Here is a 24,313-nt window from a genome sequence, read left to right as displayed (position 1 = left end):
AGAGAATAGAGTAAAGAGAATAGAGGAACTTGAGTTTGTGTTTTATTTTTGAACTTGAACTTGAACTTGATTTTTTAACTTGAATTTGAATTTGAATTTGAATTTGAGTTTGTATTTGATTTTTGAACTTGTATTTAAAATATGTTAGTAGACAACCATAATAGAGCAATTAATTACTTGAGATTGGCGGTTACAGACCGTTGCAATCTTCGTTGTAATTATTGCATGCCAGAGGAAGGAATCAATTTTGCTAAAAATGACAAATTGTTTACCATTGATGAGTTGGTGAAATTGAGTGAGATTGTGGTTTCTCAAGGTATAGACAAAATACGTATTACTGGTGGCGAACCTTTTGTTCGTAAAGATTTAATGGTATTGCTAAGAAGCTTATCAAAGTTAGAGGGACTTAATGATATATCTGTTACTACGAATGCGACTTTAATTGGTCCGTATATTGATGAGTTGAAAGAACTGGGCATTAAGAATATTAATGTGAGTATGGATGCCATTAATCGTGAGACTTTTGAGCGTATTACACGCCGAGATCATTATGATGTGGTGTATAATAATATGATTCGCTTAATAACCGAAGGATTTAATGTCCGTATTAATTTCATTGCTTTAGATGGTCAAAATACAGATGATATTCTACCTATGTTAGAGCTTACAAAACACTACAATGTATCGGTTCGGTATTTAGAAGAAATGCCTTTTAATGGTGGATCAAAAGAATTTCAAACTATTAAATGGGATTTTAAAACCATACTTGAACATATTAGAAGTGAGTATCCAGATTATTATAAATTAGAATCACCAAAAACATCGACTTCAATTAATTATAAGATTCCTGGTTATAAAGGCACGTTCGGGGTTATTCCTTCTTTTAGTAGAACTTTTTGTGGTAGTTGTAATCGGTTAAGAATTTCAGCGACCGGTGATGTTATCACTTGTTTGTATGCTAAAGCAAGTGCTAATTTAAGAGATATTATGAGAGCTGATGATGTGGAAGAAAATATCAAAAAAGAAATTTTAAAGGCTGTAGGCAGTCGTGCTAAAACAGGTTTTGAGGCACAAGAAAAATATAAAGACGTATTTAGTAATTCAATGACTTCAATAGGAGGATAATGCAAAAAAAATTATCACATATAGATGAATCTGGGAATGCAACTATGGTAGACGTTTCTCAAAAAATAGCTTCAGTACGTACCGCAATTGCTAGTGGAACTATTAAGTTTCCATCAGAAGTTTTTAAATCATTATCTGATCAAGATTTTGTGGGCAAAAAAGGAAGTATTGTACAAACAGCTGTTATTGCTGGGATACAAGGTGTAAAGAAAACATCGGAATTAATACCCTTATGTCATCAAATAAATCTATCAAAAATTAATGTTGAAATTGAACCGGGCTTAGATTCTTTTCGAATTACATGCACCGTTAAATGTAACGAAAAAACAGGAGTGGAAATGGAAGCCTTAACCGGTGTTTCTATCGCTGCCTTAACTATTTATGATATGTGTAAGGCTCTTTCACAAGACATCGTTATCGGTGCAATTCAGTTAGAACAAAAAACAGGAGGGAAGAATGATTTCCAAAGATAAGATATACGGTTTAGTACTTTCAGGTGGAAAAAGCACTAGAATGGGAGAGGATAAAGGTTTAATTACGTATCATAATCTTCCGCAACGTGAGCATTTATACCATTTGTTGAATGAAGTCTGTGACCAAACTTTTCTAAGTATTCGTAAAGATCAAGAGAAAGAAATTTCAGATTCATTTAAAACTATAGTGGATAACGATGAATTTCGTGGACCATATAATGGATTGCTATCAGCACATAAAGCTCATCCAGAAGTTGCTTGGTTAGTTCTGGCTTGCGATTTACCGTTAATGGATAAAAAGGCACTTCAAGAATTAATAGCAGCAAGAAACTCAGATAAAATAGCAAGTGCTTTTGCCGATGTTGATGATCCTTTACCAGAGCCACTTTGTGCTATTTGGGAACCTGAAGCTTTACAAAAGTCCGTTGCTTATCTAGAAGCGGGTAATGGTTCTTGCCCTAGAAAATTTCTGATAAATTCAGATGTCAACTTGGTGTTTCCAAAAGAGAAAGAGGTATTGCTCAATGCTAATTCTAGAGCAGAGTATGAAGAAGCGCTATTAAAAATAGCACCATGAACGAGGAACGTTACCTAAGACAAATAACTTTAGACGGATTTGGAACTGAAGGTCAACAAAAATTAAATCAGGCAAAAGTACTTGTAGTAGGTGCTGGCGGATTAGGAATTCCTGTCTTAACCTATTTGAACGCTATGGGTGTTGGTACTTTGGGTATTGTTGATGCTGATGTAGTTTCGTTGTCTAATCTTCATCGTCAAGTTTTATTTACTGAGACTATGGTAGGCACTTCCAAAGTTGAGGCGATAAAGAAACAGTTGTCAGCTCAGAATTCTACAACCAATATTGAGATTTACAAGTCTTATTTAACAACCGCCAACGCACTTGATATTATTAAAGATTATGATATAGTTGTAGATGCTACGGATAATTTTCCCACTAGATATTTGATTAATGATGCCTGTGTAATAGCTGACAAGCCATATGTGTATGGGGCACTACACGCTTTTGAAGGTCAAGTAAGTGTTTTTAATTACAAAGGCGGACCAACATACCGTTGCTTGTTCCCAACTATGCCGTCGGCAGATGCAGTGCCTAACTGTAATGAGAATGGCGTTTTGGGTATTTTGCCTGGAATTATTGGTAATCTACAAGCTTTAGAAGTGGTAAAGGTTATTGCGGATATAGGTGAGGTGTTATCTGGTGTTTTATTACTGTTTGATACACTTAGCCAGCGTATGCAACGAATGAAATTTCAATTGCAAGCTGGTAACAATGAGATTAAAACCTTAGCTTCTAGCTACGAGTTTGATTGTGAACTTCCGCTAAAATCAATTGAGTCCGGTGAACTTCAAAAATTGCTATCAAGTAACTCAATTGAACTTATAGATGTACGAACGGATAAAGAGTTTCAGAGGCAACATTTAAAAGAAGCCAAGCATATACCATTGGGTTCGTTAACTGATAGGGTCGCTGAGGTTAATTTAGAGAAAATGGTTTATGTAATTTGCCAGTCCGGTATTCGTAGCAAAAAAGCAATAGTAAAATTGCAAGAATTATTTCCGGGTAAAGACTTTGTTAACGTTACGGGTGGTATGAACCAGATGAAAAATTATGTTGATACCAATTGAGCAACTAATTATACTATGCATTGGTTTTTTTATCATTGCTACACTTTATTCTTCTGTAGGTTTTGGTGGTGGCTCTAGCTATTTGGCTTTGTTAACGCTATTTCTAACTAGTTTTTTTGAGATTAGATCAATTGCATTGGTTTGTAATTTAGTAGTTGTTTCCGGTAGTACGTTTCTGTATTTTAAAAATGATCATGCAAAGTGGAAAGATTTTTTACCCTTTGTTTTGGCAAGTATTCCGTTGGCATATATAGGAGCTACATTTCGTTTAGAAGAGCGTGTGTTTTTTATGATTTTGGGATGTTCTCTTATATCATCAGCATTGTTCTTGGCAGTTCAGACCTTTAATATAAACCAATCTAAAAATGAGGTTGAAGATTATCCTAATTATTTAAGTTATGTATTAGGAGCGGGAATTGGGTTCTTGTCTGGATTAGTAGGGATTGGTGGAGGAATTTTTCTTGCTCCGATTTTAAATCATTTACGATGGAATAAAGCCATCAAAATAGCCGCTCTAGCAAGTTTCTTCATTTTGGTAAATTCTGTATCTGGGTTATTTGGGTTGATAACCAGTAATTCATTGTCATTACCATGGCTAGAAACTATTTGTTTGGTTGTAGCCGTTCTTCTTGGCGGACAGTTAGGTATTCGCATCAGTCTTAAAAAACTTTCGGCAAACGGTATTAAAAGGGTTACTGCTTTGTTGGTGTTTGTAGTGGGTATTAGAGTCTTGTTGGTAAATGGACTCGGGTTATTTTAGAAGTTTAAAATAATTAGCTACAATTCTTCAAGGCTATAGTTTGTAATAGTTTTACCTTTAATTCTATGATTACATTTAAAGAAGCATTTCAGAAAGTGTTGGATGATCCTCTTGATTTGGGAACGGAGAATGTTTCACTTTTAAATAGTTTAAATAGAATATTGGCTGAAGATATTTATGCAGATAGGGATTTTCCTCCATTTGATCGGGCAACCAAAGATGGCATTGCAATTCAGTTCTCAGATTTTGTGAATAATGGTCATTCTTTTGCAGTTGAAGGAGTTGCTGCCGCTGGTGAAGTTCAACAAATTTTAAAAGATAAAAGTAATTGTTTGGAAGTGATGACGGGTGCTGTAGTGCCTGAAAATTGTGATACTGTTGTTATGTATGAACACATCACTATCGCAGATAACAAGGTTACAATTAAAGAGAAGGTCAAAAAAGGTCAGAATATACATTATCAAGGTAGTGATGAAAAGGCTGGTGCGCTTCTATTATCGAAAGGAAAAAAAATTACTCCAGCGGAAATCGGAGTGATGGCTACGGTTGGGAAAGCTATGGTTGAGGTTATGGGTAATCCTAAAATTTGCACTATTGCTACTGGTAATGAATTGGTAGAGGTAGAGGATATTCCCAAACCACATCAAATTAGAAAATCTAATATGCTAACAATTGAAGCAGCATTAATGAATTCTAAAATTGAAGCGAGTTCCCTTCATTTGTTAGATGATAAAGCAATTATTAAAAATGAATTGGAAAAAGCATTAACTGAAAACGATGTACTTTTGTTAAGTGGCGGAGTTTCAAAAGGAAAATTTGATTTTATTCCGGAAGTAATGGAATCATTGGGTGTGGAGAAAGTTTTTCATAGAGTATTGCAAAGACCAGGTAAGCCATTTTGGTTTGGAATTCACTCAAAATTGAAAACGGTTATTTTTTCTTTTCCAGGGAATCCGGTTTCTACATTTGCCAATTATCATCTCTATTTTTTACCATGGTTGCAGGTCTCTTGGGGACTACCATTAGAAAATTCGTATATTAAGCTAAGTGTGGCAATTAAAATAACACAGCCGTTAACCCGTTTTATTCAGGTGGGTACTGAAATAAAAGAAGGTATATCTTGGGCAACGCCCGTAGTCGAAAATGGATCGGGAGATTTAACAAGTTTAGCAAAAGCTGACGGTTTTGTCTGTCTAGAACCAAGAAGTACGGATTATGAGGTAGGGGAGGTTGTGCCATTTGTAAGAACCAGATAGTAATCAATTAATTTTTTCTATATGAATCCAGTAGTAAAGAATATTTTGGCGATCATAGCCGGAGTAGTTGTTGGTAGTATTGTAAATATGGGAATTATTATGATTAGTGGTTCCATAATTCCACCACCTGAGGGTGGTGATATAACAACAATGGAAGGACTAAAGGCCACCATGCATTTATTTGAACCCAAGCATTTTATTTTTCCTTTTCTTGCCCATGCTTTGGGAACTTTAGTAGGTGCCATCGTCGCAACTAAAATTGCGGCAACCAGAAAAATGGTAATGGCTTTGATTATTGGCTTGTTTTTTCTAATTGGTGGTACTGCAAATATTGCTATGTTGGGCGGTCCAATGTGGTTTACCGCTTTAGATATTATTGTGGCTTATATGCCAATGGCATATCTAGGATATATGCTTGGTAAGAAATAATTACAACATTTTTGTAAATAACAAAGAGGCTGTCTACAATTGTAGACAGCCTCTTTTGATATATCAACTTATAAAAATCACTATTCTCCTTCGTACTTGCCCATATAGCGTTTCCAAAGCTCAGTTTGGTGTGTTTCTAATGAAACTGTTCTACCATCAATAAAAACATGTGTTAATTGATTTCCGGCCATTTCTAAAGCATCACCTTCAGATATGAAAAGTGTGGCACTTTTGCCATTCTCTAATGTTCCATAAAGATCATCTATACCTAAAATCTTGGCAGTATTACCTGTTAATAATTGAACGGCTATTTCTTTGTCCAAACCTTGCTGTGCTGCTTGACCTGCATAGAAAGGTAGGTTTCTAGTTTGAAAGTTCGCTGCATCTGAATTTTGAATTCCTACTAATAAACCCGCATCTACTAACAACTTAGGTAATTTATAAGGTAAATCATAGTCATCATCATCAAATACAGGTAGGTTGTGTGTGTACTGAACCAAAACAGGAATGTTATTGCTCTTTAAAAACTCAGGAATTTTATAGGCATGATAACCTCCAATTAATACGACTTCTTTGGCGCCATTAGACTTTAAAGTGTTGATTGCATCTATAATTTGCTTTTCATCATCGGCATGCACATATAATTTTTGGCTGCCATCAAATACTCCTTGCATTGCTGCGTAAGCTGGGTTTACTTCTTTAGGGGTAGATTTACCATAGGCAGCGGAAGTCTTCAAAAATGTAACTACTGCTTCTGTTTGTGCAGCATAATCTTTGTTGGGGTGATACCCTGGGTCTTCGCCAGCCCACCAACGACCTTGCTTAAAAGTTGCAGGCCAGTTTAAATGAATCCCATCATCTACTTTAATAGCGGCATCTTCCCAGTTCCAAGCATCAAACTGAACAATACTTGATGTACCTGAGATTCTACCACCAGACGGTGCAATTTGTCCGATCAAAACTCCATTAGGGCGCATGCTTTCTACCACTTTAGATTCTGCATTATACGCGATTAAACTTCTTACATGTGGTATGAAATCTCCTATCTCATCTTCATCCTTAGATGCTCTTACGGCATCGATTTCAACAAGACCTAAAGTTTTTGCAGGGGCAATGAAGCCTGGGTAAACATGTTTGCCCGTAGCATCTATTACTTTGCCTTTTCTGGCAATTCTCATTTTAGAGTCGCCTACGAAAGTAATTTTACCATCTTCAAACATGATAAGTGAGCTTTTAATAACTTCCCCATTACCTAAATGCGCGGTTGCACCTTCAATAGTAATAGCTTCGGTTTGTTTAGAACCGGGTGTTTGTTGTGCCAAAGCTGGTAGGACCAATGCTAAGGCTATGATTAAGGTTATAAATTTTTTCATTTGTATTGTTTTATATTTTAAGAAATGCAGTTTGATGATTTAAAGGCTTTCACAAGTGAAATCTCTTTTTACACTCTGTTTAGGACCTTGAGTTTTTTTACCACTACTTTTCTCTTTAAGCATCATGGTGACCAACTCATTTCTTTCTTTTTTGATTTTCTCACGGTTTTTCTTGTCCGTTTCTAAATCAAAATAAGTAACACCTTCGATCATTGTTTTTTCTGCTTTCGTATAAATAGATAGTGGACTACCAGACCATAACACTAAATCTGCATCTTTACCTTCTTTAATACTTCCTACACGATTATCTAGATGTAAAAGCTTAGCAGGATTGATAGTAACCATTTTCCAAGCTTCTAATTCTGTCATGCCACCATACTTAATTGTTTTTGCAGCTTCTTGATTTAATCTTCTGATCATTTCGCGGTCATCACTATTAATTGCCGTAACAACACCTTGCTGTTGCATGATAGCAGCATTGTAAGGTATAGCGTCGTTTACTTCGAATTTGTATGCCCACCAGTCGCTAAAAGTACCGGCACCAACACCATGTTCCGCCATTTTATCGGCTACTTTGTACCCTTCTAAGATATGAGTGAAGGTATTAATTCTGAAGCCAAAGTGTTCAGCAACTTTCATCATCATATTGATCTCGCTTTGTACATAAGAGTGACAAGAAATAAATCGTTCTCCGTTTATGATTTCAGCCAATACTTCCATTTCCTCATCATAACGGTAAGGCTCACCGTTTTTCTTTTTGGTGTCATACTCTTTTGCCCTTTGAAAATAGTTCATGTATAACTGTTCAACACCCATACGTGTCTGTGGGAAACGAGAGAAGCTGCCCCAGTTACTTTGTTTTACATTTTCACCAAGTGCGAATTTGATGAACTTAGGTGAGTTGTCATATATTAATCCGTCTGCTTCTTCGCCCCATTTTAATTTCAATATGGCAGATCTACCACCAATTGGGTTTGCAGAACCATGTAGTAATTGTAGTGATGTAACACCACCTGCAAGAGAGCGATAAATACCCATATGTTCTGGGTCTACCACATCTTCCATTTTAACTTCGGCAGAACTGTTTTGACCAGCTTCGTTTACGGCTAAAGCTGCAATATGACTATGTTCGTCAATGATACCAGCAGTTAAATGTTTGCCTGTAGCATCAATAACTGTTGCGCCACCAGCGTTTAAATCTTTTCCTATTTTGACAATTTTTCCGTTTTTAACAAGAACATCGGTATTTTCTAAAATTCCAGCATCTTCGCTTGTCCATACCGTAGCATTTTTGAACAATGTGTTTTGTGCTTTTGGTTTTGATGCGAATCCATACCCTACATTAGGGAAGGTAACCGGCATTACTTTTATTGTTTTGTCCTTGTCTATTTTCTCAGCTTCTTTTTCTGTGAAAGATTTGGATTTGGTTGCCGTGAATTGCGACTCTGTACCATCAGGTAATACCAAGCGACCAGTTAGATTGTCCGATGCTTTAGTAACTGCACCTATCATTCTATATGTTTTTTCACCTTTATCTGTAGCAAATGACATAGTTACCCAATTGTCTTTATATGCTATTTTAGAAGACAATTTTGAAGTGTCTTGTTTTACCTCAATTTTAGGTTTAGAGATTTCTCCTGTTATAGAAACATCATAAGATTTTCCTTGAATGGTTAAGTTGTAATCTCCACGAATGTCTTTTGAATCCATTGAATTAACAACACTTTTTGTGCCTTGAACCCAGTTTTCATATAGTGTAGTAGATTTATCAAAAACATCACCTGAAGTTATTAAGAAGTTGGCAAGAGCACCTGTTTTTAAAGAACCTATTTCATTTGATTTTCCTAATATTTGCGCAGGTACAGTGGTTAAAGCTTCTAGCGCTTTGGTAGAGGAAAGTCCGTATTCAATGGCTTTCATCAACTTCGCTTTAAATTTAGCCGGTGATTTTAAATCATGGGTAGTCAGTGAAAACTGAATTCCGTTTTCTGCCAATACCTTTGGGTTAGAAGGAGCTTGGTTCCAATAGCGCATATCTTGTAAAGAAACATACCCTACGGCATACGGATTAGAAACATCGTAAGCGTCTGGAAAGTTAAGTGGTAAAATGAATTTTGCATTGGTAGCTTTTATTTCTTCAATACGCTCAAATTCATTACCGCCACCTAAAATGGTGTATTGTATACCATTGGCATCTCCTATCTTATCGGCACGTAAATCATGGGATTTATCTTTTGCTTCAAAAATTTGAACCAAACTTTTATTCTCATTAAGTGCTTCCAAAGAAAGGTCAGTAGTAGACGCATTGCCTTTAGCATACCAGTTGGCATCACTATACATTTGTCTCAACAGCGCCAATGTTCCCATTAATGAACCAGGGTAAGATTGCCCTTTGGCAATACTCCTGCTTAAAGAAAAATACTGTGCAGAACGGTCCTCTAGAATTCTGTTTGCATTAGTTCCGTTTCCATTTAGAGCAATAAGCACACCGGTACCTCTGGCAATACCATCTTGAATGTGAGAGTTAACGACACCAAAACCAGCTTCACGAAGTATTTTGGCTTCCTTGTCATCATAAGTGAATTTTTCAATTGCTTTGTTTTCTGGCATGATATGGTCGTTCCAGTAATAGCCCTCTCTAGAAGGTTCGTATTGGGTAGATCTGCCTCCGCCCGGTTTCTTCTTTGCTTGCTCTACGCCAAATTTAGAGTACACATCAATGAAGGAAGGGTAAATAGATTTTCCATCTAAATCGATAACAACAGCATTTTTTGGAATGCTAACGGTACTTGAAGCGCTAACTACTTTACCGTGTTGAATTAATAATGTTCCCTTTTCAATTACTTGTGTTGGGGTTACGAAGATTTTTGCATTCGTAAAAGCCGTGTAGTTGTTATTGTTGACTTTTACCCCAGCGTTTTCTGGGAAATAATCTTGTGCATTTAATAATGAGCCATACCCGAGTAGGCATAGCGCAAAAAATAGTTTTTTCATTATGTTTGGTTTGAATTAGTGTTTTAAAAATACTCGGATTCTATAGTAAATTCGGTCTGTTTCACTTTTCTTTAACAATTGAATTGGCAGTAATTGAGAATAGCCATTATTTTCTTAAAATATTAAAGGAAAGACTAATATATCGCTTTAGGATCGCGAAGTTCTAAACCTATTTTAAAGTTGATGATCTTTGTGATAGGCTACTAAAAAGAGTACAACGGCGCTATAACTTTTAATTCCTTCTTTTTGATTATTAGCTTTTAGGAACGTATCAAAAACAGATTTAAATACGGGTTCCATAGGGTTTTCATAAGAGTTCCAAAAAATAGCCATTTCTTGAAAGTTGCTTTTAACACCAGCGTTTAGCTGAAGCATTAATCTGTCGAAATCTTTTTTGTCCGATCGTCTAATATCATTTAGACAATAGCCTAAGCCATAGGCATAAGCTGCATATTTAAAATAGTCATCTTCGTTATTAGAAGTAACCAAATAACCTATAAAGTTTGTTTCGTTTTCTGCGGAATATCCCAACTGATGACCAACTTCATGACCGGCAACAAAGGGAAATCTAAAGTTGGGCAGTAAATCGTTTACTTGAGCTTCGTTGGTAAACGGATTTAAATATCCGGCGTAGCCCATATATGTTAGGCCGGTACTGAATAATGATTTTTTAATGCTTGGTGTATCGTAAGCTAAAAATGGATGTATCGTTTTTAAATGGTCGTAACCTTGAATTGTTTTATTGAAAATCTCCTTTTGAGAATACGGAATTTTGACTGCTAAACTTGAGTCATTTGTGATAGTTACCTGTGTTTCGTTCGTTTTTTGAATTAACCGTTCTGTGAATTCAAGTAAGTCTTGATAATCTTTATTAGGTGTTAATTCCAGTTTTTTAGCTAGCGGTTCCCTATAATAATTTAAACCCCACATCACATGAAATGTGAAATAAGCTACGGACAGTACCATGGCTACATTCTCTGTAAATTTCAGTTTATTTCGCCAAATGTATTTTCTGTTTTTAATTAGGTAAAGGAGTGCAAGTACTATTAACACGAAGTAAATGATATCACCTACTGAAAAGGGTATCCATCCCAATAGTAGTCTAAAGAATTTAGAAATTATAGGATATAATCCGTTACTATAGTATTTTTCAACTAAGTCTGACCGCGTACCTAGCCATTTTACAACTATAATTTGGGGAATCAATGAAATTACAATGGCATTCTTTAAAGATATCTTCATTATCTCAAAAATAGCGAAATCCTTTTTCTATCAGTATTTTTGCAGGCACTAACCATGAAAATAATAGTATGGATATAAATAAATTAGAGCCAATCTCAGTTTGGAAGAATTTTTCTAGATTGAATGCGGTGCCCAGACCTTCTAAAAAGGAGGAAAGGGTCATTAGCTTTATGTTGGAGTTTGGCAATGCTCTTGGTCTAGAAACTTTCTCTGATGAAATAGGTAATGTTATTATAAGAAAGCCTGCCACAAAAGGTATGGAAGATAAAAAAATGATAACGCTGCAGAGTCATTTAGATATGGTACATCAAAAAAATGCAGATACCGTTTTTGACTTTGAGACTCAAGGTATAGAAATGTATGTTGATGGTGATTGGGTGAAAGCAAAGGGCACCACCTTAGGAGCTGATAATGGTATGGGTGTTGCTGCTATAATGGCGCTTTTGGAAAGTACGGAAATACAGCATCCTGCTCTTGAAGCTTTGTTTACAATTGATGAGGAAACTGGAATGACTGGAGCTTTTGAATTGAAAGCAGGGGTCTTACAGGGTGAAATTCTTTTGAATTTAGATACGGAAGAAGATGATGAAATTGATATAGGTTGTGCAGGTGGTATTGACGTTACGGCAACTAGAACGTACAATGAAAAGGACGGAACTCACGGTGATGCCGGTTTAGAAATTACTGTAAAAGGTTTAAAAGGTGGCCATAGTGGTATGGATATTCATAAAGGTTTGGGTAACGCCAATAAGATAATGAATAGATTACTTTTTTTAGGTCTTGATTATAATGTTCGTATTAGTTCATTGTACGGTGGTAGTCTTAGAAATGCAATACCTAGGGAAAGTGTTTGTAAACTAAATGTTGGAAGAAAGCATGCCGAAGAATTCTTTGAAAAGATAAATGAACTTTCTAAAGCCATAAAGGCAGAGTTAAGTGTGCAAGAGCCAGATTTACAAATAGAATTTAAAGATTTAAAACCTGCCAAAAAGGTAATGGGTCTTGGTGCTCAAGAAAAACTGGTTAAAGCTGTCTATGCTGCACACAACGGCGTATATGCTATGAGTGCTGCAATTGATGATTTGGTGGAGACTTCTAACAATATTGCTATTGTAAAGGTTGAAAAAGGAGAAATATCTATTGGGTGTTTAACGCGCTCGTCTGTTGATAGCGCAAAGTTAGATTTGGCTAATTCTCTGCGTTCCGCTTTTGAGATCAGTGGTTTTAAGGTAGAGTTTAGTGGAGCTTACCCAGGTTGGAATCCTAATCCTAATTCAGAAATATTAACTGTAGCGAAAGACACCTATGTTAATTTGTTCAAAGAAGAGCCTAGGGTAGTTGCTTGCCATGCAGGTTTGGAATGTGGTATTTTAGGACAGAATTATCCTGATGTAGATATGGTAAGTTTTGGACCGACCATTCTTGGAGCCCATTCGCCAGATGAACGGGTTAGTATTTCATCTGTTCAGAAGTTCTGGAGTTTGCTTTTAGAAATTCTGAAGCATACTAATTAAAATTTCAGGTATAAAAAAAGCCCTTTAGTGAAAACTAAAGGGCTTTTTTACTTTTTATAATTATTGGGCTAAGCCCGTAATTTCTAAATCAAATATTAAATCTGCATCTGGTGGAATTGGACCGCCACCTTGTGGTCCATAACCTAAATGAGAAGGGATGAATAAACGAACTTTATCACCAACTTTCATTGTTAAAAGCCCTTCTCTAAATCCTGCGATTAAACGAGATTCGGGAGAATAGTCCATAGGTATTGGCATATAGCCACCACCTTGTTGTCTCTTAATATCGAACATACCATATTTCTGGGCAATTTCTTCGTAGTTGCTATCAAATAAAGTGCCGTCCATTAAATAACCAGCATACATTACGTTGACTTTCTGACCTACTTTTGGCTTTTCACCAGAACCACTTTCTAAGGTTAATACCTTAAGACCGGAATCCAATGTTTTTGCCTTTGCTTTTTGAGCTTCGATAGAAGAAGCAAACTCAGTTTTTATTTTTTGAACTGCAGCTAATTTTTTAGCTTTCTCTTTTTCAATAGCAGCAAGTCTATCTTCTTCACCATCAAAATAGTCTGTCATGATTTGCACGGCATCAAATTTACGAGCCTCTTTACCATTTCTAATAATCTCAACAGTATTCATAATAACTGGTTCTACAGGTTTGTTACCTGCACCTACAGCAACATTTGCAATAGAATCAACTACATCCATACCTTCTACAACTTCACCAAATACGGTGTGTTTGTTGTTTAGCCAAGGAGTTTCCTTATGTGTGATGAAAAACTGACTGCCGTTAGTTGTTGGTCCTGAATTGGCCATTGAAAGAATACCTTTTTTATCATGAACCAAAGAGTCATTGAATTCATCCATGAATTTATAACCAGGGTTGCCTGTTCCTTGACCTAAAGGATCACCACCTTGTATCATGAAATCTTTCATAATCCTGTGAAACGTTAATCCGTCATAGTATTTTTTGCCTTTGTATTCTTCGCTAACGAAAGTATTTGTTCCTTCTGCTAAAGAGACAAAGTTAGCCACGGTAACAGGAGTTTTCTCTTGCTCTAAACGAACAATGATATCGCCTTTAGAAGTTTTGATGTCTGCAAATAAACCGTCTCCTAAATCTGCTCTTTTACTGGTTTTGCAGCTAGCTAAAACTAAGCCTATTACTGCAATCAAGTACATTTTTTTAATCATAATGGTCATTTTAATTTACTGTGTTGTCTTCTTGTTTTTCTATTTTTAAAATGGTAATCGTAGATTTTATGGGAACATTACTGCCTATTTTATTTTCATCGCCATGGTAGCCAAATGCTATGGATGAAGGAAAGAGAAAGGTGGCTCGCTCATTTTCTTTTAGCATTTTAATAGCATCTCTAAGTCCTAAGAATAACTCTTGCTTATCAACTTTATAGGTAACAACACCAATTTCTTCTTGAGAATATATAGTGTCATTGTCCAAAGTTAATATGTCATAGTTGAATGCAACTAGATCGTCGGTTTTAGGCGTGTAATCACTTTCTTCATTAACGGTTAGGTAGTGGTACCATGATCCAGAGCTGCTATGAGAATAGTGCTTCAAAGAATCTAATGCTATAATTTCTTGAATTTTACTTTCTTCGGCTTCCAATAATTTTCTGCTTCTTTCAATAGACGCCTTAAAAAAACTGCCGCTTTTTGTCTGAATAGGTCTTCTTGGTTCTGGTCCGTCGCAACCTAATATCAATATGGATAAAAATAAAAATGAAACTAATCTCATGATTGTAATTGATCTTTATATAATGGTAGTAACGATGTAAATTTGGTAATTGTCTCTTCTAAATTATCGTCACTTTTTCCACCCGCTGCATTTGTATGTCCGCCACCACTAAAATGTTGTCTTGCAAAATCATTTACAGAAAATTCACCAACAGACCTAAATGATATTTTATAAATACCTTCTTCTCTGTTTTCTATAAATATGACGGCAAATTTAATACCGTCTAATGTTAAACCGTAGTTTACAAAACCTTCCGTGTCTCCTTTTTGGTAATTGAAGGTGTCCAGTTCATCTTGGCTCAACGTAATGTATGCTGTTGAAAACTCTTCTAATATCACCATGTTCTTCAAAGCGCAGCCTAGCAAATGTAATCTGCTTGGAGAATTGGTGTCATATATACGGTGGTGTATTTCGGTGCCTTCAGCACCTTTGTCCATAAGGTCGGCAATGACTCTGTGGGTATTACTTGTGGTAGCTGCAAATTTAAAAGATCCAGTATCTGTCATGATTCCTGTATAGATACAATTGGCCATTTCAGGAGTAATGCTGTTTTCTTTGCCCAGTTGATTAATGAGTACATAGACCATTTCGCAGGTAGAACTCATTTTTACATCTGAATACATGATTTTAGCGTAATCTGATGGCTCTTGATGGTGATCAACCATTACAAAAGTTGCTTTTGCGGATTCTAGAATATCACTCATTTGACCTACGCGACCCAAATGGTTGAAGTCTAATGTAAATATGATATCAGCATTATTGATGCATGCTTTAGACTGTGAATTTTCTTTTTCGAAATTCAAAATTTTATCTGAACCTGGCATCCATTTTAAAAACTTTGGATAATCATTGGGCGCTACAATGCTGGCGGTATGACCTGTATTGACTAAATAATGCCAAAGTGCCAATGTTGATCCAATGGCGTCTCCGTCGGGGTTTTTATGTGGGATAATTGCTATTTTCTTAGTTGAAGAAAGTAACTTTTTCAGCTCGTTCAGGTGCTCTAAATTCATGGCGGCAAAGATACAATTTAATAATATAGGCTTTAAACCGAAAGCCTTAATTTTACCCAGACTTAACTATCTCATATGAAAATAATATACTTTTTAATGAGCACCCTCGTATTGGCATCGTGTTCATCCAACAAAAAAACAGTAGAAGATAATGCTGTGAATGCCGATTTTGTACTGGCGTTTGGTTCCTGTAATAGAGTTGATTTACCAAATCTCTTATGGGATGATGTTTTAAATACAGAACCGGATGTTTGGGTATGGGGAGGCGATAATATTTATGCGGATACGGATGATATGGTTGCCTTAAGAGCTATGTACAATGTGCAAAAAGAACAATCCGATTATAAAAAACTACTAGAAAGTACTGATGTATTAGGTACTTGGGACGATCATGATTATGGTCTAAATGATGGCGGAGTAGAATTTAAAGCCAAAGAAGCTAGTCAGCAAGAGTTTTTAAATTTCATGAATGTGCCAGATGATAGTCCGCTAAGAGAACGTAAAGGGGTTTATAATGCTAAGAAATATGAAGTTGATGGTCATTCAATCAATATCATTATACTTGATACCCGATATTTTAGAACAAAATTGACTCCTGATACCGAAACCGAAAAAAGATTGAAACCCAATGAGTATGGAGAAGGAACTATGTTGGGAGAAGTACAATGGAATTGGTTGGAGAAGGAATTGAATACATCAAAATCTGATTTTAATATTATTGTAAGCAGTGTGCAGTATTTATCTAATGAACATGGCTTTGAAGCTTGGGGTAATTTTCCTCATGAAGTAGATAAACTGGCAAAGATGATAGCAGATTCTAATGCAGACGGTGTAATTGTGTTATCTGGAGACAGACATATTTCTGAATTTTCTAAAACCAACATTGATGGTGTGAGTTATCCGGTTATAGATTTTACCAGTAGCGGACTCACACATGCTTATAGAGGTTTTACCGGTGAGCCTAACAAATATAGAGTAGGAGATGTTGTTTTTACAGAAAGTTTTGGAATCTTAGAATTTGATTTTGATGCTAAAAAGGTTGATTTTAAGATAGTTGGTGATAACGGAATAGTACTGGAGAAATTAGAACAAGTCTACGAATAGTTGTGAGATATGTGGAAAAATGTATTTTTGCGCAAAAATTAAGATATGAGTACGAATAGAACGTTTACAATGATTAAACCAGATGCCGTTAAAAATGGACATATTGGGGCTATTTTAGAAAAAATTACTGCTGCTGGTTTTAAAATCGTAGCGATGAAATATACACAATTGAGCTTAAGAGATGCACAAGAATTTTATGGTGTACATAGAGAGCGTCCTTTCTTTGGTGAGTTAGTTGAATTCATGACTAGTGGTACAATTGTAGCGGCAATCTTGGAAAAAGAAAATGCTGTTGAAGATTTTAGAGCATTGATCGGTGCTACCAACCCTGCAGACGCAGCAGAAGGTACTATTCGTAAAATGTTCGCTACTAGTATTGGTGAGAATGCAGTACACGGTTCTGATAGCGATGAGAATGCAGCTATTGAAGGTTCATTCCATTTTTCTGGTAGAGAAATTTACTAAGTTAAATTGTTTAGATATAAAAAATGCCAGCTCTTTTGAGCTGGCATTTTTTATATATAGTATTTTCCAACAGCCAACAACTATCTAAGCACGAGTTTTTTTACGACTTCTTTTCCAATTTCTTCGTTTAGCATTCGAACTATTTTTGATTTGCCCATACTTAATTCATCGCGTAATACAGAAGAGCTTAACGCTACGTAAAGCGTACCGAATTTTAATTCTATTTCTGTAGTGTAATTATTAACACCGTTACCCATAAGCTTAGCCCATGCTTCTCTGGCGTCAACCTTATCTATTCCTTTTTCCAATTTATTCTTTTGAATAAATGCGGAAAGTGCATCTTTCATTGAAGTGTTGTCGTTGCCTCTACTTGCCATTATGGGGTTATGTTTATAGGTTCAAATTTGTAGTATGTATAGGTAATGCCTTGGTTGTTCTTTACCTTAAAGCTTTCTTCTGATAATTCTGTCAATACCTCTTCCCAAGTGTTAGCATTATTATTGTAGCTCATAAATATAGAATCGTTAGAAATTCTAATTGTAAAAGGCTCGGCATCATTAGAAGTTTCAAAAGTACCATTAAATTTAGGGTCTACTTTTTTTCTGAACCCTTTTAACGAATCTAACTTTATATAGTCAATAGTACTGTTAATTGAGTATTCTTTTTTAGCTCCGTCTTTAAAAGTAACTTCTTTAATTTCCCAATACCCGTTTAATAAATGCAATTGATTCTTATCAATTTTTGAATTGCAAGAAATAAGAATCAAAGAACAAATGATCAGTAATTTTTTCATCCTTACAATTTAAATATTTTATACGATTGATGAATTTTTTTAACAACACTTTCGGTTCTGTCGGCATGGGTGTCACTTATAAAGATCTGCCCAAAATTTTCATTGTTTACCAAAGTGATGATGTGAGAGACCCGGTGCTCATCCAACTTATCAAAAATATCATCTAAAATTAATATCGGGGTAGTGCCACTTTGAGATTTCATAAAATGAAACTGGGCAAATTTTAAAGCTATTAAAAAAGACTTCTGTTGACCTTGGCTGCCAAATTTCTTAATAGGGTAGTTGCTGATTTCAAAACTAAGGTCATCTTTATGTACTCCTACACTAGTATATTGTAAGGCTCTGTCTTTGTCTAAATTTTTGTTTAAAAGCGTTAGCAAGTCATAATCTTTCAATTTGCTATTATAGGAAAGGGAAACATCTTCTGTATTGCCTGTGATAGATTTATATTGTTCTTGAAAAATAGGAATAAAGGCTTCTAGAAAAGATGTTCTTTTTTTAAAGATTTCAGTACCATACGTCTCCATCTGCTCATTGTATACCGCCAAAGTATCTTTATTAAAAGTTCTATTGGCCGCAAAGTATTTAAGCAAGGCATTTCTTTGAGAAACTACCTTGTTGTAATTGATGAGGTTTTGTAAATAACTTTTGTCTGATTGAGAGATAACACCGTCAATGAACTTTCTACGTGTATCGCTGCCTTCTATGATAAGGTCTCTATCTGCCGGAGAGATAATAACCAAAGGCAAAAGACCAATGTGGTCTGCAAAACGGTCATAGGCTTTGCCGTTTCGTTTTATAATTTTCTTATTGTTCTTCTTTAGGCTGCAGACAATTTTTTCTTCTCTTCCCTCTTTTTCAAAAGTGCCGTCGATTACAAAGAAATCTGATCCGTGACGAATATTTTGAGAAGAAACGGGGTTGAAGTAGCTTTTGCCAAATGATAAATGGTAGATGGAGTCAAGAATGTTTGTTTTTCCAATTCCGTTATCACCTACAAAACAATTTATTTTAGCATCGAACGACAATTCTTTGGACTCAAAATTTTTGTAATTGATCAATGATAATTGTCTCAGTAGCATTAAGAATATCAGATTTTAGATTTGGAAGAATGTAAACTAGCTTAAAATATCCAAAAATAACGAATAAATACACTTTGCGATTTCAATAAAACCATTATTTTTGCGCGATCAATAAATTTAGAGATGGCAACATATAAGAAAAGAGGATATAAACCTGAAACAAAGGTTGAACAGCAAGAATTTGACGAACAGGAAAGCACAACAGCTGAAGTTTTTAGTTCGTTAGATGAGGGCGCTTCTAGATCTGAAGAATGGGTTTCTAAGAATCAGAATATCATTTTGGGTGTCATTGGTGTTATTGCTATTGGTGTTTTAGGCTACTTGGCTTATGACCAATTTGTAGAAAAGCCGAAAGAGGCAAGTGCTGCAAATGAAATGTACTACCCACAACAATATTTTGACCAAGCATTGGTTGCAACAACAGCTAAAGATTCATTATTTACATTGGCATTGGAAGGTGCTGAAGGAAAATATGGTTTTTTAGATATTATAGAAGAATATAGTGGTACAAAAGCTGCTAACCTTGCAAACTACGGTGCGGGTATGTCCTACTTAAATATGAACAATTATCAAGAAGCTATTACTTATTTAGAGGATTTTAGCTCTGATGATGATGTTTTAGGTGCCTTGGCAAAAGGTGGTCTAGGTGATGCTTTTATGCAATTAGACCAGCCTTCTGATGCTTTAGGGTATTATGAGGCTGCTGTAAAGCATAGTGATAATGATTATACTGCTCCTAAGTTTTTGTATAAAGCTGGCGTAACTGCTTTGGAGATGGGAGATAAGGATAAAGCCTTAGGTTTCTTTCAAAAAATTAAGGACGAGTTTCCAAAATCAGAAAATGCCAATTCTATAGATGCATTTATAGGTATGGCTAAAAGTGGTGAATAATGGCTACAGTAAATAAAAATTTATCGGTTTACGATAAGGCAACAATCCCAAACGCGAATGGACTTCGGTTTGGGATTGTTGTTTCAGAATGGAATTCAGAAATAACAGAGGGTTTATATTCAGGTGCAGTAGAAGCTTTGTTAGATTGCGGAGCACAAGAATCTGATATTACCCGTTGGGATGTTCCTGGTAGTTTTGAACTTACTTTTGGTTCAAAGAAAATGATCAAGAGTCTTAATATCGATGCAGTTATTGCCATTGGAAGTGTTATACAAGGCGAAACCAAACATTTCGATTTTGTTTGTGATGCTACTGCTCAAGGCATAAAAGACTTAAATGTTATTACTGATGTGCCGGTTATATTTTGTGTTCTTACAGATAATAACATGCAACAAGCCATAGATCGTAGTGGTGGTAAGCATGGAAACAAAGGTACTGAAGCCGCTATTGCAGCCATAAAAATGGCAGTTTTAGGTAATAAGTAAAATTTTTCACTAGTTCAATTTCCATTAAGTATACGGTTGCTAGGTTAATGTCACAAGATGTTAACAATTTTTGGCATTGGTAACATGCCCCATTTTTCTATTTTAAGTAACTTTGAGGCTATGGGGATGTTGAGCAAAATAACGCGGTTACGAAAAAATAGGTCATTTGAATACAATCCTAGGTATTATGATGGCAAAGGAAAAGGGAACCCATATAAAATGGAACCTAAATTCGACCAATTTCGTAGCACATTAAATACATCTCGAGGATTAAAAAGAAAAATCAATAGTGCAATTGAAGATTCTAAAAGGAAGGGAGATCGCAACTTAAAGATTAGAATGGCTATTATAATTGCAGTACTGGTTTTTATTTTTCTTTATATCATTGATTTTGACCTCACAATTTTCTTTACTTCATAATGGCAGATATTATTAGATTATTACCTGACCATGTAGCAAACCAAATTGCTGCTGGTGAAGTGGTGCAACGTCCATCTTCTGTGGTAAAAGAGTTAATGGAGAATGCCATTGATGCAGGTGCTACCGATATTCAACTTATTATTAAAGATGGTGGTAAAACACTTATTCAAGTGGTTGATAATGGTAAAGGTATGAGCGGTACAGATGCACGCTTAAGTTTTGAGCGCCATGCCACTTCTAAAATTCAAAAGGCAGAAGATCTATTTAATTTGAATACCAAAGGTTTTAGGGGAGAGGCTTTGGCTTCTATTGCGGCTATTGCACATGTAGAAATGCTTACAAAGACCGAAGATGACGAAATTGGTACGAAAATTAAGATTGAAGGGAGTAAAATAGTTACGCAAGAGGTGGTAGTTGCCCCTAAAGGGACCTCAATGCTGGTAAAGAATCTTTTCTTCAATATCCCTGCAAGACGTAATTTTTTAAAATCTGACCAGGTAGAATACCGACATATAGCAGACGAGTTTCATAGAATTGCATTGGCGCATCCTCAGGTTGCTTTTAATTTTTATAATAACGGTAGCGATGTTTTTCAATTACCAGGTAATGATTTTAGAAAACGTATTGTACATATTTTTGGAAGAAAAACAGATGAAAAACTTGTGCCTGTAGAGGAAGAAACTCAGGTAGTAAAAATATCAGGATACATCCAAAAGCCCGAATTTGCTAAAAAAAGTAGGGGAGAGCAATTTTTCTTTGCTAACAATAGATTTATAAAGAGTCCGTATTTACATCATGCTATATTAGGTGCTTTTGAGGGAGTAATCCGTCCGGGTACGCACCCTGGTTATTTTTTGAACTTAGAGGTTGATCCAGGTACTATAGATATTAATATACATCCTACCAAAACAGAAGTAAAATTTGATGATGAGCACACCTTGTATGCCATGCTTAAATCAACGGTAAAGCATAGTTTAGGTCAATTTAATGTGGTGCCTGCGCTTGATTTTGAGCAAGACCAAAATTTAGATACTCCTTATTCCTACAAAAACAAACAGGTAGGTATACCGCAAGTGGTGGTAGATTCTTCATTTAATCCTTTTGAGACTGTAAAACCTTCAAAAAGTAACTCTGGTGGGGGTAGTTATTCAAAGTCAAAAGTAGATGGATGGGAGAAGTTGTATGAAGGTTTAGAAACAACGGTAGATAGCGGTGTTAGCCATTTAGAGTTTGAGTCAGAGGTTGTGAACAGTAGTATTTTCGATGGTGAAAAAGAGGTTGTTGATCATTCTACTACTACTTTTCAAATGCGCAAAAAGTATATTATAACGACGATAAAGTCTGGCATGGTGGTTATTAATCAAAGTAGAGCACACCAACGTGTATTGTATGAGAATTTTTTAAAAAATATTACCATAAAAGAAGCTATAAGTCAGCAGTTACTTTTTCCATTGACCTTATCTTTTTCTACGAGTGAAATTAATATTTTAAAAGAAATCAAAGATAATCTTTGTACCGTAGGTTTTGTATTCGGGGAGATTACTGAAGACGGAGTAGAGATTTCTGGAGTTCCTGTACTAGTTGTAGAAAGCGAAGTGCAAATGATAATGGAACAACTAATTTCTGATTTTCAACAAGAAGTACCTGGTGATAGTTTTTCTCAAAGTGATATGTTGGCAAAAACATTAGCTAAAACACTTTCGGTGAAAACAGGCGAAACCTTAGATGAGTTTTCTCAAGTTAAATTGGTGAACGATTTATTTGCATGTAAGGAAACAACTTTGAGTCCGTTTAACAAAAAGGTATACATTACAGTTACAGAGAATGATATTGAACGAAAATTTATATAAATGGGAAGAATAACAGAAACAATAAAACACTTACTGATTATTAATGTTCTGTTTTTTGTTGCTACACAATTGTATGGCGAACAGATGTACGAGTGGTTTTCATTGTACTTTCCAAAGAATGATCATTTTCAGTTATGGCAAATCATCACCCATATGTTTATGCATGGTGGTTTTATGCATATTCTTTTTAATATGTATGCTTTGTGGGCATTTGGTACGCCTTTAGAGCGTATGTGGGGTAGAAATAAGTTTTTGTTTTTCTACATTTCTGCTGGTTTAGGTGCTGCTTTAATTCATATAGGTGTGAATTATTACTATTACAATGCCGGTATGACTGCTTTGATGGATGCAGGTATATCTGAGAGTAGTATTCTAGAGATTATCAATAGCGGACAGTATAGTACAGATTGGTATGGGATAGCAGGTAAAGCTACTATTGACAATTTCTTAGGAGCATTTAATACTCCGGTGGTTGGTGCTTCAGGTGCTATTTACGGTATATTGGTTGCGTTTGGGATGTCTTACCCGAATAGCGAATTGTTTCTTATTTTTCTTCCGGTTCCTATCAAGGCAAAATTCTTTATACCTGTTTTAATAGGTTTAGATTTATTTTCAGGTGTAACTGGGTATAGTTTGTTTGGACAGGGTATTGCGCACTTTGCGCACGTAGGAGGTGCTTTATTTGGATTCTTAATGATGTGGTACTGGAAAAAAAATCAGTTTAATAATAATAGGTGGAACTAAACTATGGCTCAACCAGATTTAAAATATCAATTTAGTAGATTAAACATTGCAGAAAAACTCATTGCTGTCAACGTTTTAGTTTTTATTGTAAATGCTTTAACCCCCTTTTTATTAGGCTTGTCAATCAACACTATTGTGCAATGGTTCGAATTGCCTAATGATATTGTCGATATCGCTTTTCAACCATGGTCTATTGTAACTTATTCATTTTTTCATGGAGGGATAGGTCACCTATTTTGGAACATGTTGATGATTTATTTCGTAGGTCGTATCTTTTTAAATCTTTTTGACGCCAGGCGATTTTTAAATGTGTATTTGATAGGAGTTATTTTAGGCGGACTCTTCTTTGTTTTAGGTTATAATATATTTCCTGCTTTCTTTGATGTTAATGCAACTTTAATAGGGGCTTCTGCAGGTGCTAGTGCTGTTTTGATATTTATTTGCACCTATTTACCTAACCAAGAAGTTCGGGTTATATTCTTTAATGTAAAGCTATGGATGGTTGGTGCCGTGTTGGTTTTGAGTGATTTGATTCAACTACCAATTAGTAATTCAGGAGGTCATTTAGCGCATTTGGGAGGCGCTTTTTTAGGTTACCTATATGCAAGTCAGTTAACAAAAGGAAACGACATAGGGTCTGGATTCTCAAAGTTTATGGATAGTATTGTCAACATTTTTAAAGGTTCAGAGAAGAAAGCGCCATTAAAAACAGTATATAAGAATAAAAGCACTACCCGTAGTAACAGCAAGTCTGCCGTAGATTACGACAAGAAAACACATCAGAAAAAGATTGATGCTATACTAGATAAAATAAGCAAGTCTGGCTATGAAAGTTTGTCAAAGGCTGAGAAGGACTTTTTATTTAAAGCGGGTAAAGAAAATTAAACATGA

General features: G+C 35.5%; 25 protein-coding genes. 16 read left to right on the top strand and 9 right to left on the bottom strand.

Annotated elements, in window-relative coordinates; all coding sequences use genetic code 11:
• Positions 1-141: 141 nt before the first annotated feature.
• The 7 genes from moaA (at position 142) to SJY30_RS07440 (ending at position 5,690) form a co-directional block, all read left to right on the top strand.
• The gene (gene moaA, locus SJY30_RS07470) at positions 142-1,125 is read left to right on the top strand and encodes a GTP 3',8-cyclase MoaA (protein WP_396634943.1); all 984 of its coding nucleotides are present in this window, start codon (positions 142-144) and stop codon (positions 1,123-1,125) included.
• Complete coding sequence (gene moaC / locus SJY30_RS07465; protein ID WP_396634942.1) at positions 1,125-1,598, top strand: cyclic pyranopterin monophosphate synthase MoaC; 474 nt, start codon at positions 1,125-1,127, stop codon at positions 1,596-1,598. Before moaA ends, moaC begins: the two co-directional genes overlap by 1 nt.
• Positions 1,582-2,175: an NTP transferase domain-containing protein gene (locus tag SJY30_RS07460; RefSeq protein WP_396634941.1), complete on the top strand. Its 594-nt coding sequence runs from the start codon at positions 1,582-1,584 to the stop codon at positions 2,173-2,175. Before moaC ends, SJY30_RS07460 begins: the two co-directional genes overlap by 17 nt.
• Positions 2,172-3,245 (top strand): molybdopterin-synthase adenylyltransferase MoeB, encoded by a 1,074-nt coding sequence (gene moeB / locus SJY30_RS07455; protein ID WP_396634940.1) that lies wholly within the window; start codon positions 2,172-2,174, stop codon positions 3,243-3,245. Before SJY30_RS07460 ends, moeB begins: the two co-directional genes overlap by 4 nt.
• Complete coding sequence (locus SJY30_RS07450; RefSeq protein ID WP_396634939.1) at positions 3,229-4,005, top strand: sulfite exporter TauE/SafE family protein; 777 nt, start codon at positions 3,229-3,231, stop codon at positions 4,003-4,005. Before moeB ends, SJY30_RS07450 begins: the two co-directional genes overlap by 17 nt.
• A gap of 65 nt (positions 4,006-4,070) precedes the next feature.
• Positions 4,071-5,261, top strand: a complete 1,191-nt coding sequence (locus SJY30_RS07445; protein ID WP_396634938.1) for a molybdopterin molybdotransferase MoeA — start codon at positions 4,071-4,073, stop codon at positions 5,259-5,261.
• Between the two features lie 21 nt (positions 5,262-5,282).
• Positions 5,283-5,690, top strand: a complete 408-nt coding sequence (locus tag SJY30_RS07440) for a hypothetical protein (protein WP_396634937.1) — start codon at positions 5,283-5,285, stop codon at positions 5,688-5,690.
• An 80-nt stretch (positions 5,691-5,770) separates the two neighbouring features.
• Here the strand turns inward: SJY30_RS07440 and SJY30_RS07435 are convergent, their stop codons facing one another.
• From SJY30_RS07435 to SJY30_RS07425, 3 genes are all read right to left on the bottom strand, one after another.
• Positions 5,771-7,063: an amidohydrolase family protein gene (locus SJY30_RS07435; protein ID WP_396634936.1), complete on the bottom strand. Its 1,293-nt coding sequence runs from the start codon at positions 7,061-7,063 to the stop codon at positions 5,771-5,773.
• Between the two features lie 39 nt (positions 7,064-7,102).
• Positions 7,103-10,057 carry an amidohydrolase family protein gene (locus SJY30_RS07430; protein WP_396634935.1) on the bottom strand — a complete coding sequence of 985 codons (2,955 nt, stop codon included), beginning with the start codon at positions 10,055-10,057 and terminating at the stop codon, positions 7,103-7,105.
• A 174-nt stretch (positions 10,058-10,231) separates the two neighbouring features.
• Positions 10,232-11,299: a DUF3810 domain-containing protein gene (locus tag SJY30_RS07425; protein ID WP_396634934.1), complete on the bottom strand. Its 1,068-nt coding sequence runs from the start codon at positions 11,297-11,299 to the stop codon at positions 10,232-10,234.
• Between the two features lie 68 nt (positions 11,300-11,367).
• Between SJY30_RS07425 and SJY30_RS07420 the strand changes: the two genes are divergently transcribed.
• Positions 11,368-12,813: an aminoacyl-histidine dipeptidase gene (locus SJY30_RS07420; protein ID WP_396634933.1), complete on the top strand. Its 1,446-nt coding sequence runs from the start codon at positions 11,368-11,370 to the stop codon at positions 12,811-12,813.
• A 60-nt stretch (positions 12,814-12,873) separates the two neighbouring features.
• On the opposite strand, the gene SJY30_RS07415 is transcribed toward SJY30_RS07420, so the two are convergent.
• The 3 genes from SJY30_RS07415 to SJY30_RS07405 are packed head-to-tail and all read right to left on the bottom strand — an operon-like array spanning position 12,874 to position 15,588.
• Positions 12,874-14,013 carry a peptidylprolyl isomerase gene (locus SJY30_RS07415; RefSeq protein WP_396634932.1) on the bottom strand — a complete coding sequence of 380 codons (1,140 nt, stop codon included), beginning with the start codon at positions 14,011-14,013 and terminating at the stop codon, positions 12,874-12,876.
• Positions 14,014-14,023: 10 nt separating this feature from the next.
• On the bottom strand, positions 14,024-14,575 hold the full coding sequence (gldI, locus tag SJY30_RS07410; RefSeq protein WP_396634931.1) for a gliding motility-associated peptidyl-prolyl isomerase GldI: 552 nt from the start codon (positions 14,573-14,575) through the stop codon (positions 14,024-14,026).
• Positions 14,572-15,588: a bifunctional oligoribonuclease/PAP phosphatase NrnA gene (locus SJY30_RS07405; RefSeq protein WP_396634930.1), complete on the bottom strand. Its 1,017-nt coding sequence runs from the start codon at positions 15,586-15,588 to the stop codon at positions 14,572-14,574. The genes gldI and SJY30_RS07405 overlap by 4 nt, the downstream gene beginning before the upstream one ends.
• A 75-nt stretch (positions 15,589-15,663) precedes the next feature.
• On the opposite strand from SJY30_RS07405, the gene SJY30_RS07400 reads away from it, so the two are divergent.
• Together SJY30_RS07400 and SJY30_RS07395 are read left to right on the top strand one after the other, a co-directional pair.
• The gene (locus SJY30_RS07400; RefSeq protein WP_396634929.1) at positions 15,664-16,692 is read left to right on the top strand and encodes an alkaline phosphatase D family protein; all 1,029 of its coding nucleotides are present in this window, start codon (positions 15,664-15,666) and stop codon (positions 16,690-16,692) included.
• Positions 16,693-16,737: 45 nt separating this feature from the next.
• Positions 16,738-17,157: a nucleoside-diphosphate kinase gene (locus SJY30_RS07395; RefSeq protein ID WP_036153417.1), complete on the top strand. Its 420-nt coding sequence runs from the start codon at positions 16,738-16,740 to the stop codon at positions 17,155-17,157.
• 80 nt (positions 17,158-17,237) lie between these two features.
• Here the strand turns inward: SJY30_RS07395 and SJY30_RS07390 are convergent, their stop codons facing one another.
• Genes SJY30_RS07390 through recF form a run of 3 tightly spaced genes read right to left on the bottom strand, consistent with a single transcriptional unit; the run spans position 17,238 to position 19,032 of the window.
• Positions 17,238-17,534 (bottom strand): DUF721 domain-containing protein, encoded by a 297-nt coding sequence (locus tag SJY30_RS07390; protein WP_036153419.1) that lies wholly within the window; start codon positions 17,532-17,534, stop codon positions 17,238-17,240.
• A complete protein-coding gene (locus SJY30_RS07385) occupies positions 17,534-17,950 on the bottom strand; it encodes a lipocalin family protein (protein ID WP_396634928.1) in 417 nt (138 codons plus the stop codon). The genes SJY30_RS07390 and SJY30_RS07385 overlap by 1 nt, the downstream gene beginning before the upstream one ends.
• A gap of 2 nt (positions 17,951-17,952) precedes the next feature.
• Positions 17,953-19,032 carry a DNA replication/repair protein RecF gene (gene recF, locus SJY30_RS07380; RefSeq protein WP_396634927.1) on the bottom strand — a complete coding sequence of 360 codons (1,080 nt, stop codon included), beginning with the start codon at positions 19,030-19,032 and terminating at the stop codon, positions 17,953-17,955.
• A gap of 123 nt (positions 19,033-19,155) precedes the next feature.
• On the opposite strand from recF, the gene SJY30_RS07375 reads away from it, so the two are divergent.
• From SJY30_RS07375 to SJY30_RS07350, 6 genes are read left to right on the top strand one after another with little or no spacing between them, the layout of a single operon-like run.
• On the top strand, positions 19,156-19,923 hold the full coding sequence (locus tag SJY30_RS07375; protein WP_396634926.1) for a tol-pal system YbgF family protein: 768 nt from the start codon (positions 19,156-19,158) through the stop codon (positions 19,921-19,923).
• Positions 19,923-20,408: a 6,7-dimethyl-8-ribityllumazine synthase gene (ribH, locus tag SJY30_RS07370; RefSeq protein ID WP_396634925.1), complete on the top strand. Its 486-nt coding sequence runs from the start codon at positions 19,923-19,925 to the stop codon at positions 20,406-20,408. Before SJY30_RS07375 ends, ribH begins: the two co-directional genes overlap by 1 nt.
• 57 nt (positions 20,409-20,465) lie before the next feature.
• Entirely contained in the window at positions 20,466-20,828 is a 363-nt protein-coding gene (locus SJY30_RS07365; protein ID WP_396634924.1) for a riboflavin synthase subunit beta, read from the top strand.
• Complete coding sequence (mutL, locus tag SJY30_RS07360; RefSeq protein WP_396634923.1) at positions 20,828-22,678, top strand: DNA mismatch repair endonuclease MutL; 1,851 nt, start codon at positions 20,828-20,830, stop codon at positions 22,676-22,678. Before SJY30_RS07365 ends, mutL begins: the two co-directional genes overlap by 1 nt.
• Positions 22,679-23,422, top strand: a complete 744-nt coding sequence (locus SJY30_RS07355; RefSeq protein ID WP_396634922.1) for a rhomboid family intramembrane serine protease — start codon at positions 22,679-22,681, stop codon at positions 23,420-23,422.
• Between the two features lie 3 nt (positions 23,423-23,425).
• Positions 23,426-24,307 carry a rhomboid family intramembrane serine protease gene (locus tag SJY30_RS07350; RefSeq protein WP_396634921.1) on the top strand — a complete coding sequence of 294 codons (882 nt, stop codon included), beginning with the start codon at positions 23,426-23,428 and terminating at the stop codon, positions 24,305-24,307.
• Positions 24,308-24,313 lie beyond the last annotated feature (6 nt).

It is taken from the genome of Maribacter sp. R86514 (assembly GCF_044597005.1).
GTDB lineage: Bacteria > Bacteroidota > Bacteroidia > Flavobacteriales > Flavobacteriaceae > Maribacter.
Note: the sequence above shows the minus strand (reverse complement) of the source record. Positions and strands in the feature narration are given on the sequence as shown.

Coding starts and splice junctions, on each gene's coding strand:
- moaA (WP_396634943.1), top strand. CDS start 142: ATGTTAGTAGACAACCATAATAGAGCAATTAATTACTTGAGATTGGCG.
- moaC (WP_396634942.1), top strand. CDS start 1,125: ATGCAAAAAAAATTATCACATATAGATGAATCTGGGAATGCAACTATG.
- SJY30_RS07460 (WP_396634941.1), top strand. CDS start 1,582: ATGATTTCCAAAGATAAGATATACGGTTTAGTACTTTCAGGTGGAAAA.
- moeB (WP_396634940.1), top strand. CDS start 2,172: ATGAACGAGGAACGTTACCTAAGACAAATAACTTTAGACGGATTTGGA.
- SJY30_RS07450 (WP_396634939.1), top strand. CDS start 3,229: ATGTTGATACCAATTGAGCAACTAATTATACTATGCATTGGTTTTTTT.
- SJY30_RS07445 (WP_396634938.1), top strand. CDS start 4,071: ATGATTACATTTAAAGAAGCATTTCAGAAAGTGTTGGATGATCCTCTT.
- SJY30_RS07440 (WP_396634937.1), top strand. CDS start 5,283: ATGAATCCAGTAGTAAAGAATATTTTGGCGATCATAGCCGGAGTAGTT.
- SJY30_RS07435 (WP_396634936.1), bottom strand. CDS start 7,063: ATGAAAAAATTTATAACCTTAATCATAGCCTTAGCATTGGTCCTACCA.
- SJY30_RS07430 (WP_396634935.1), bottom strand. CDS start 10,057: ATGAAAAAACTATTTTTTGCGCTATGCCTACTCGGGTATGGCTCATTA.
- SJY30_RS07425 (WP_396634934.1), bottom strand. CDS start 11,299: ATGAAGATATCTTTAAAGAATGCCATTGTAATTTCATTGATTCCCCAA.
- SJY30_RS07420 (WP_396634933.1), top strand. CDS start 11,368: ATGGATATAAATAAATTAGAGCCAATCTCAGTTTGGAAGAATTTTTCT.
- SJY30_RS07415 (WP_396634932.1), bottom strand. CDS start 14,013: ATGATTAAAAAAATGTACTTGATTGCAGTAATAGGCTTAGTTTTAGCT.
- gldI (WP_396634931.1), bottom strand. CDS start 14,575: ATGAGATTAGTTTCATTTTTATTTTTATCCATATTGATATTAGGTTGC.
- SJY30_RS07405 (WP_396634930.1), bottom strand. CDS start 15,588: ATGAATTTAGAGCACCTGAACGAGCTGAAAAAGTTACTTTCTTCAACT.
- SJY30_RS07400 (WP_396634929.1), top strand. CDS start 15,664: ATGAAAATAATATACTTTTTAATGAGCACCCTCGTATTGGCATCGTGT.
- SJY30_RS07395 (WP_036153417.1), top strand. CDS start 16,738: ATGAGTACGAATAGAACGTTTACAATGATTAAACCAGATGCCGTTAAA.
- SJY30_RS07390 (WP_036153419.1), bottom strand. CDS start 17,534: ATGGCAAGTAGAGGCAACGACAACACTTCAATGAAAGATGCACTTTCC.
- SJY30_RS07385 (WP_396634928.1), bottom strand. CDS start 17,950: ATGAAAAAATTACTGATCATTTGTTCTTTGATTCTTATTTCTTGCAAT.
- recF (WP_396634927.1), bottom strand. CDS start 19,032: ATGCTACTGAGACAATTATCATTGATCAATTACAAAAATTTTGAGTCC.
- SJY30_RS07375 (WP_396634926.1), top strand. CDS start 19,156: ATGGCAACATATAAGAAAAGAGGATATAAACCTGAAACAAAGGTTGAA.
- ribH (WP_396634925.1), top strand. CDS start 19,923: ATGGCTACAGTAAATAAAAATTTATCGGTTTACGATAAGGCAACAATC.
- SJY30_RS07365 (WP_396634924.1), top strand. CDS start 20,466: ATGTTAACAATTTTTGGCATTGGTAACATGCCCCATTTTTCTATTTTA.
- mutL (WP_396634923.1), top strand. CDS start 20,828: ATGGCAGATATTATTAGATTATTACCTGACCATGTAGCAAACCAAATT.
- SJY30_RS07355 (WP_396634922.1), top strand. CDS start 22,679: ATGGGAAGAATAACAGAAACAATAAAACACTTACTGATTATTAATGTT.
- SJY30_RS07350 (WP_396634921.1), top strand. CDS start 23,426: ATGGCTCAACCAGATTTAAAATATCAATTTAGTAGATTAAACATTGCA.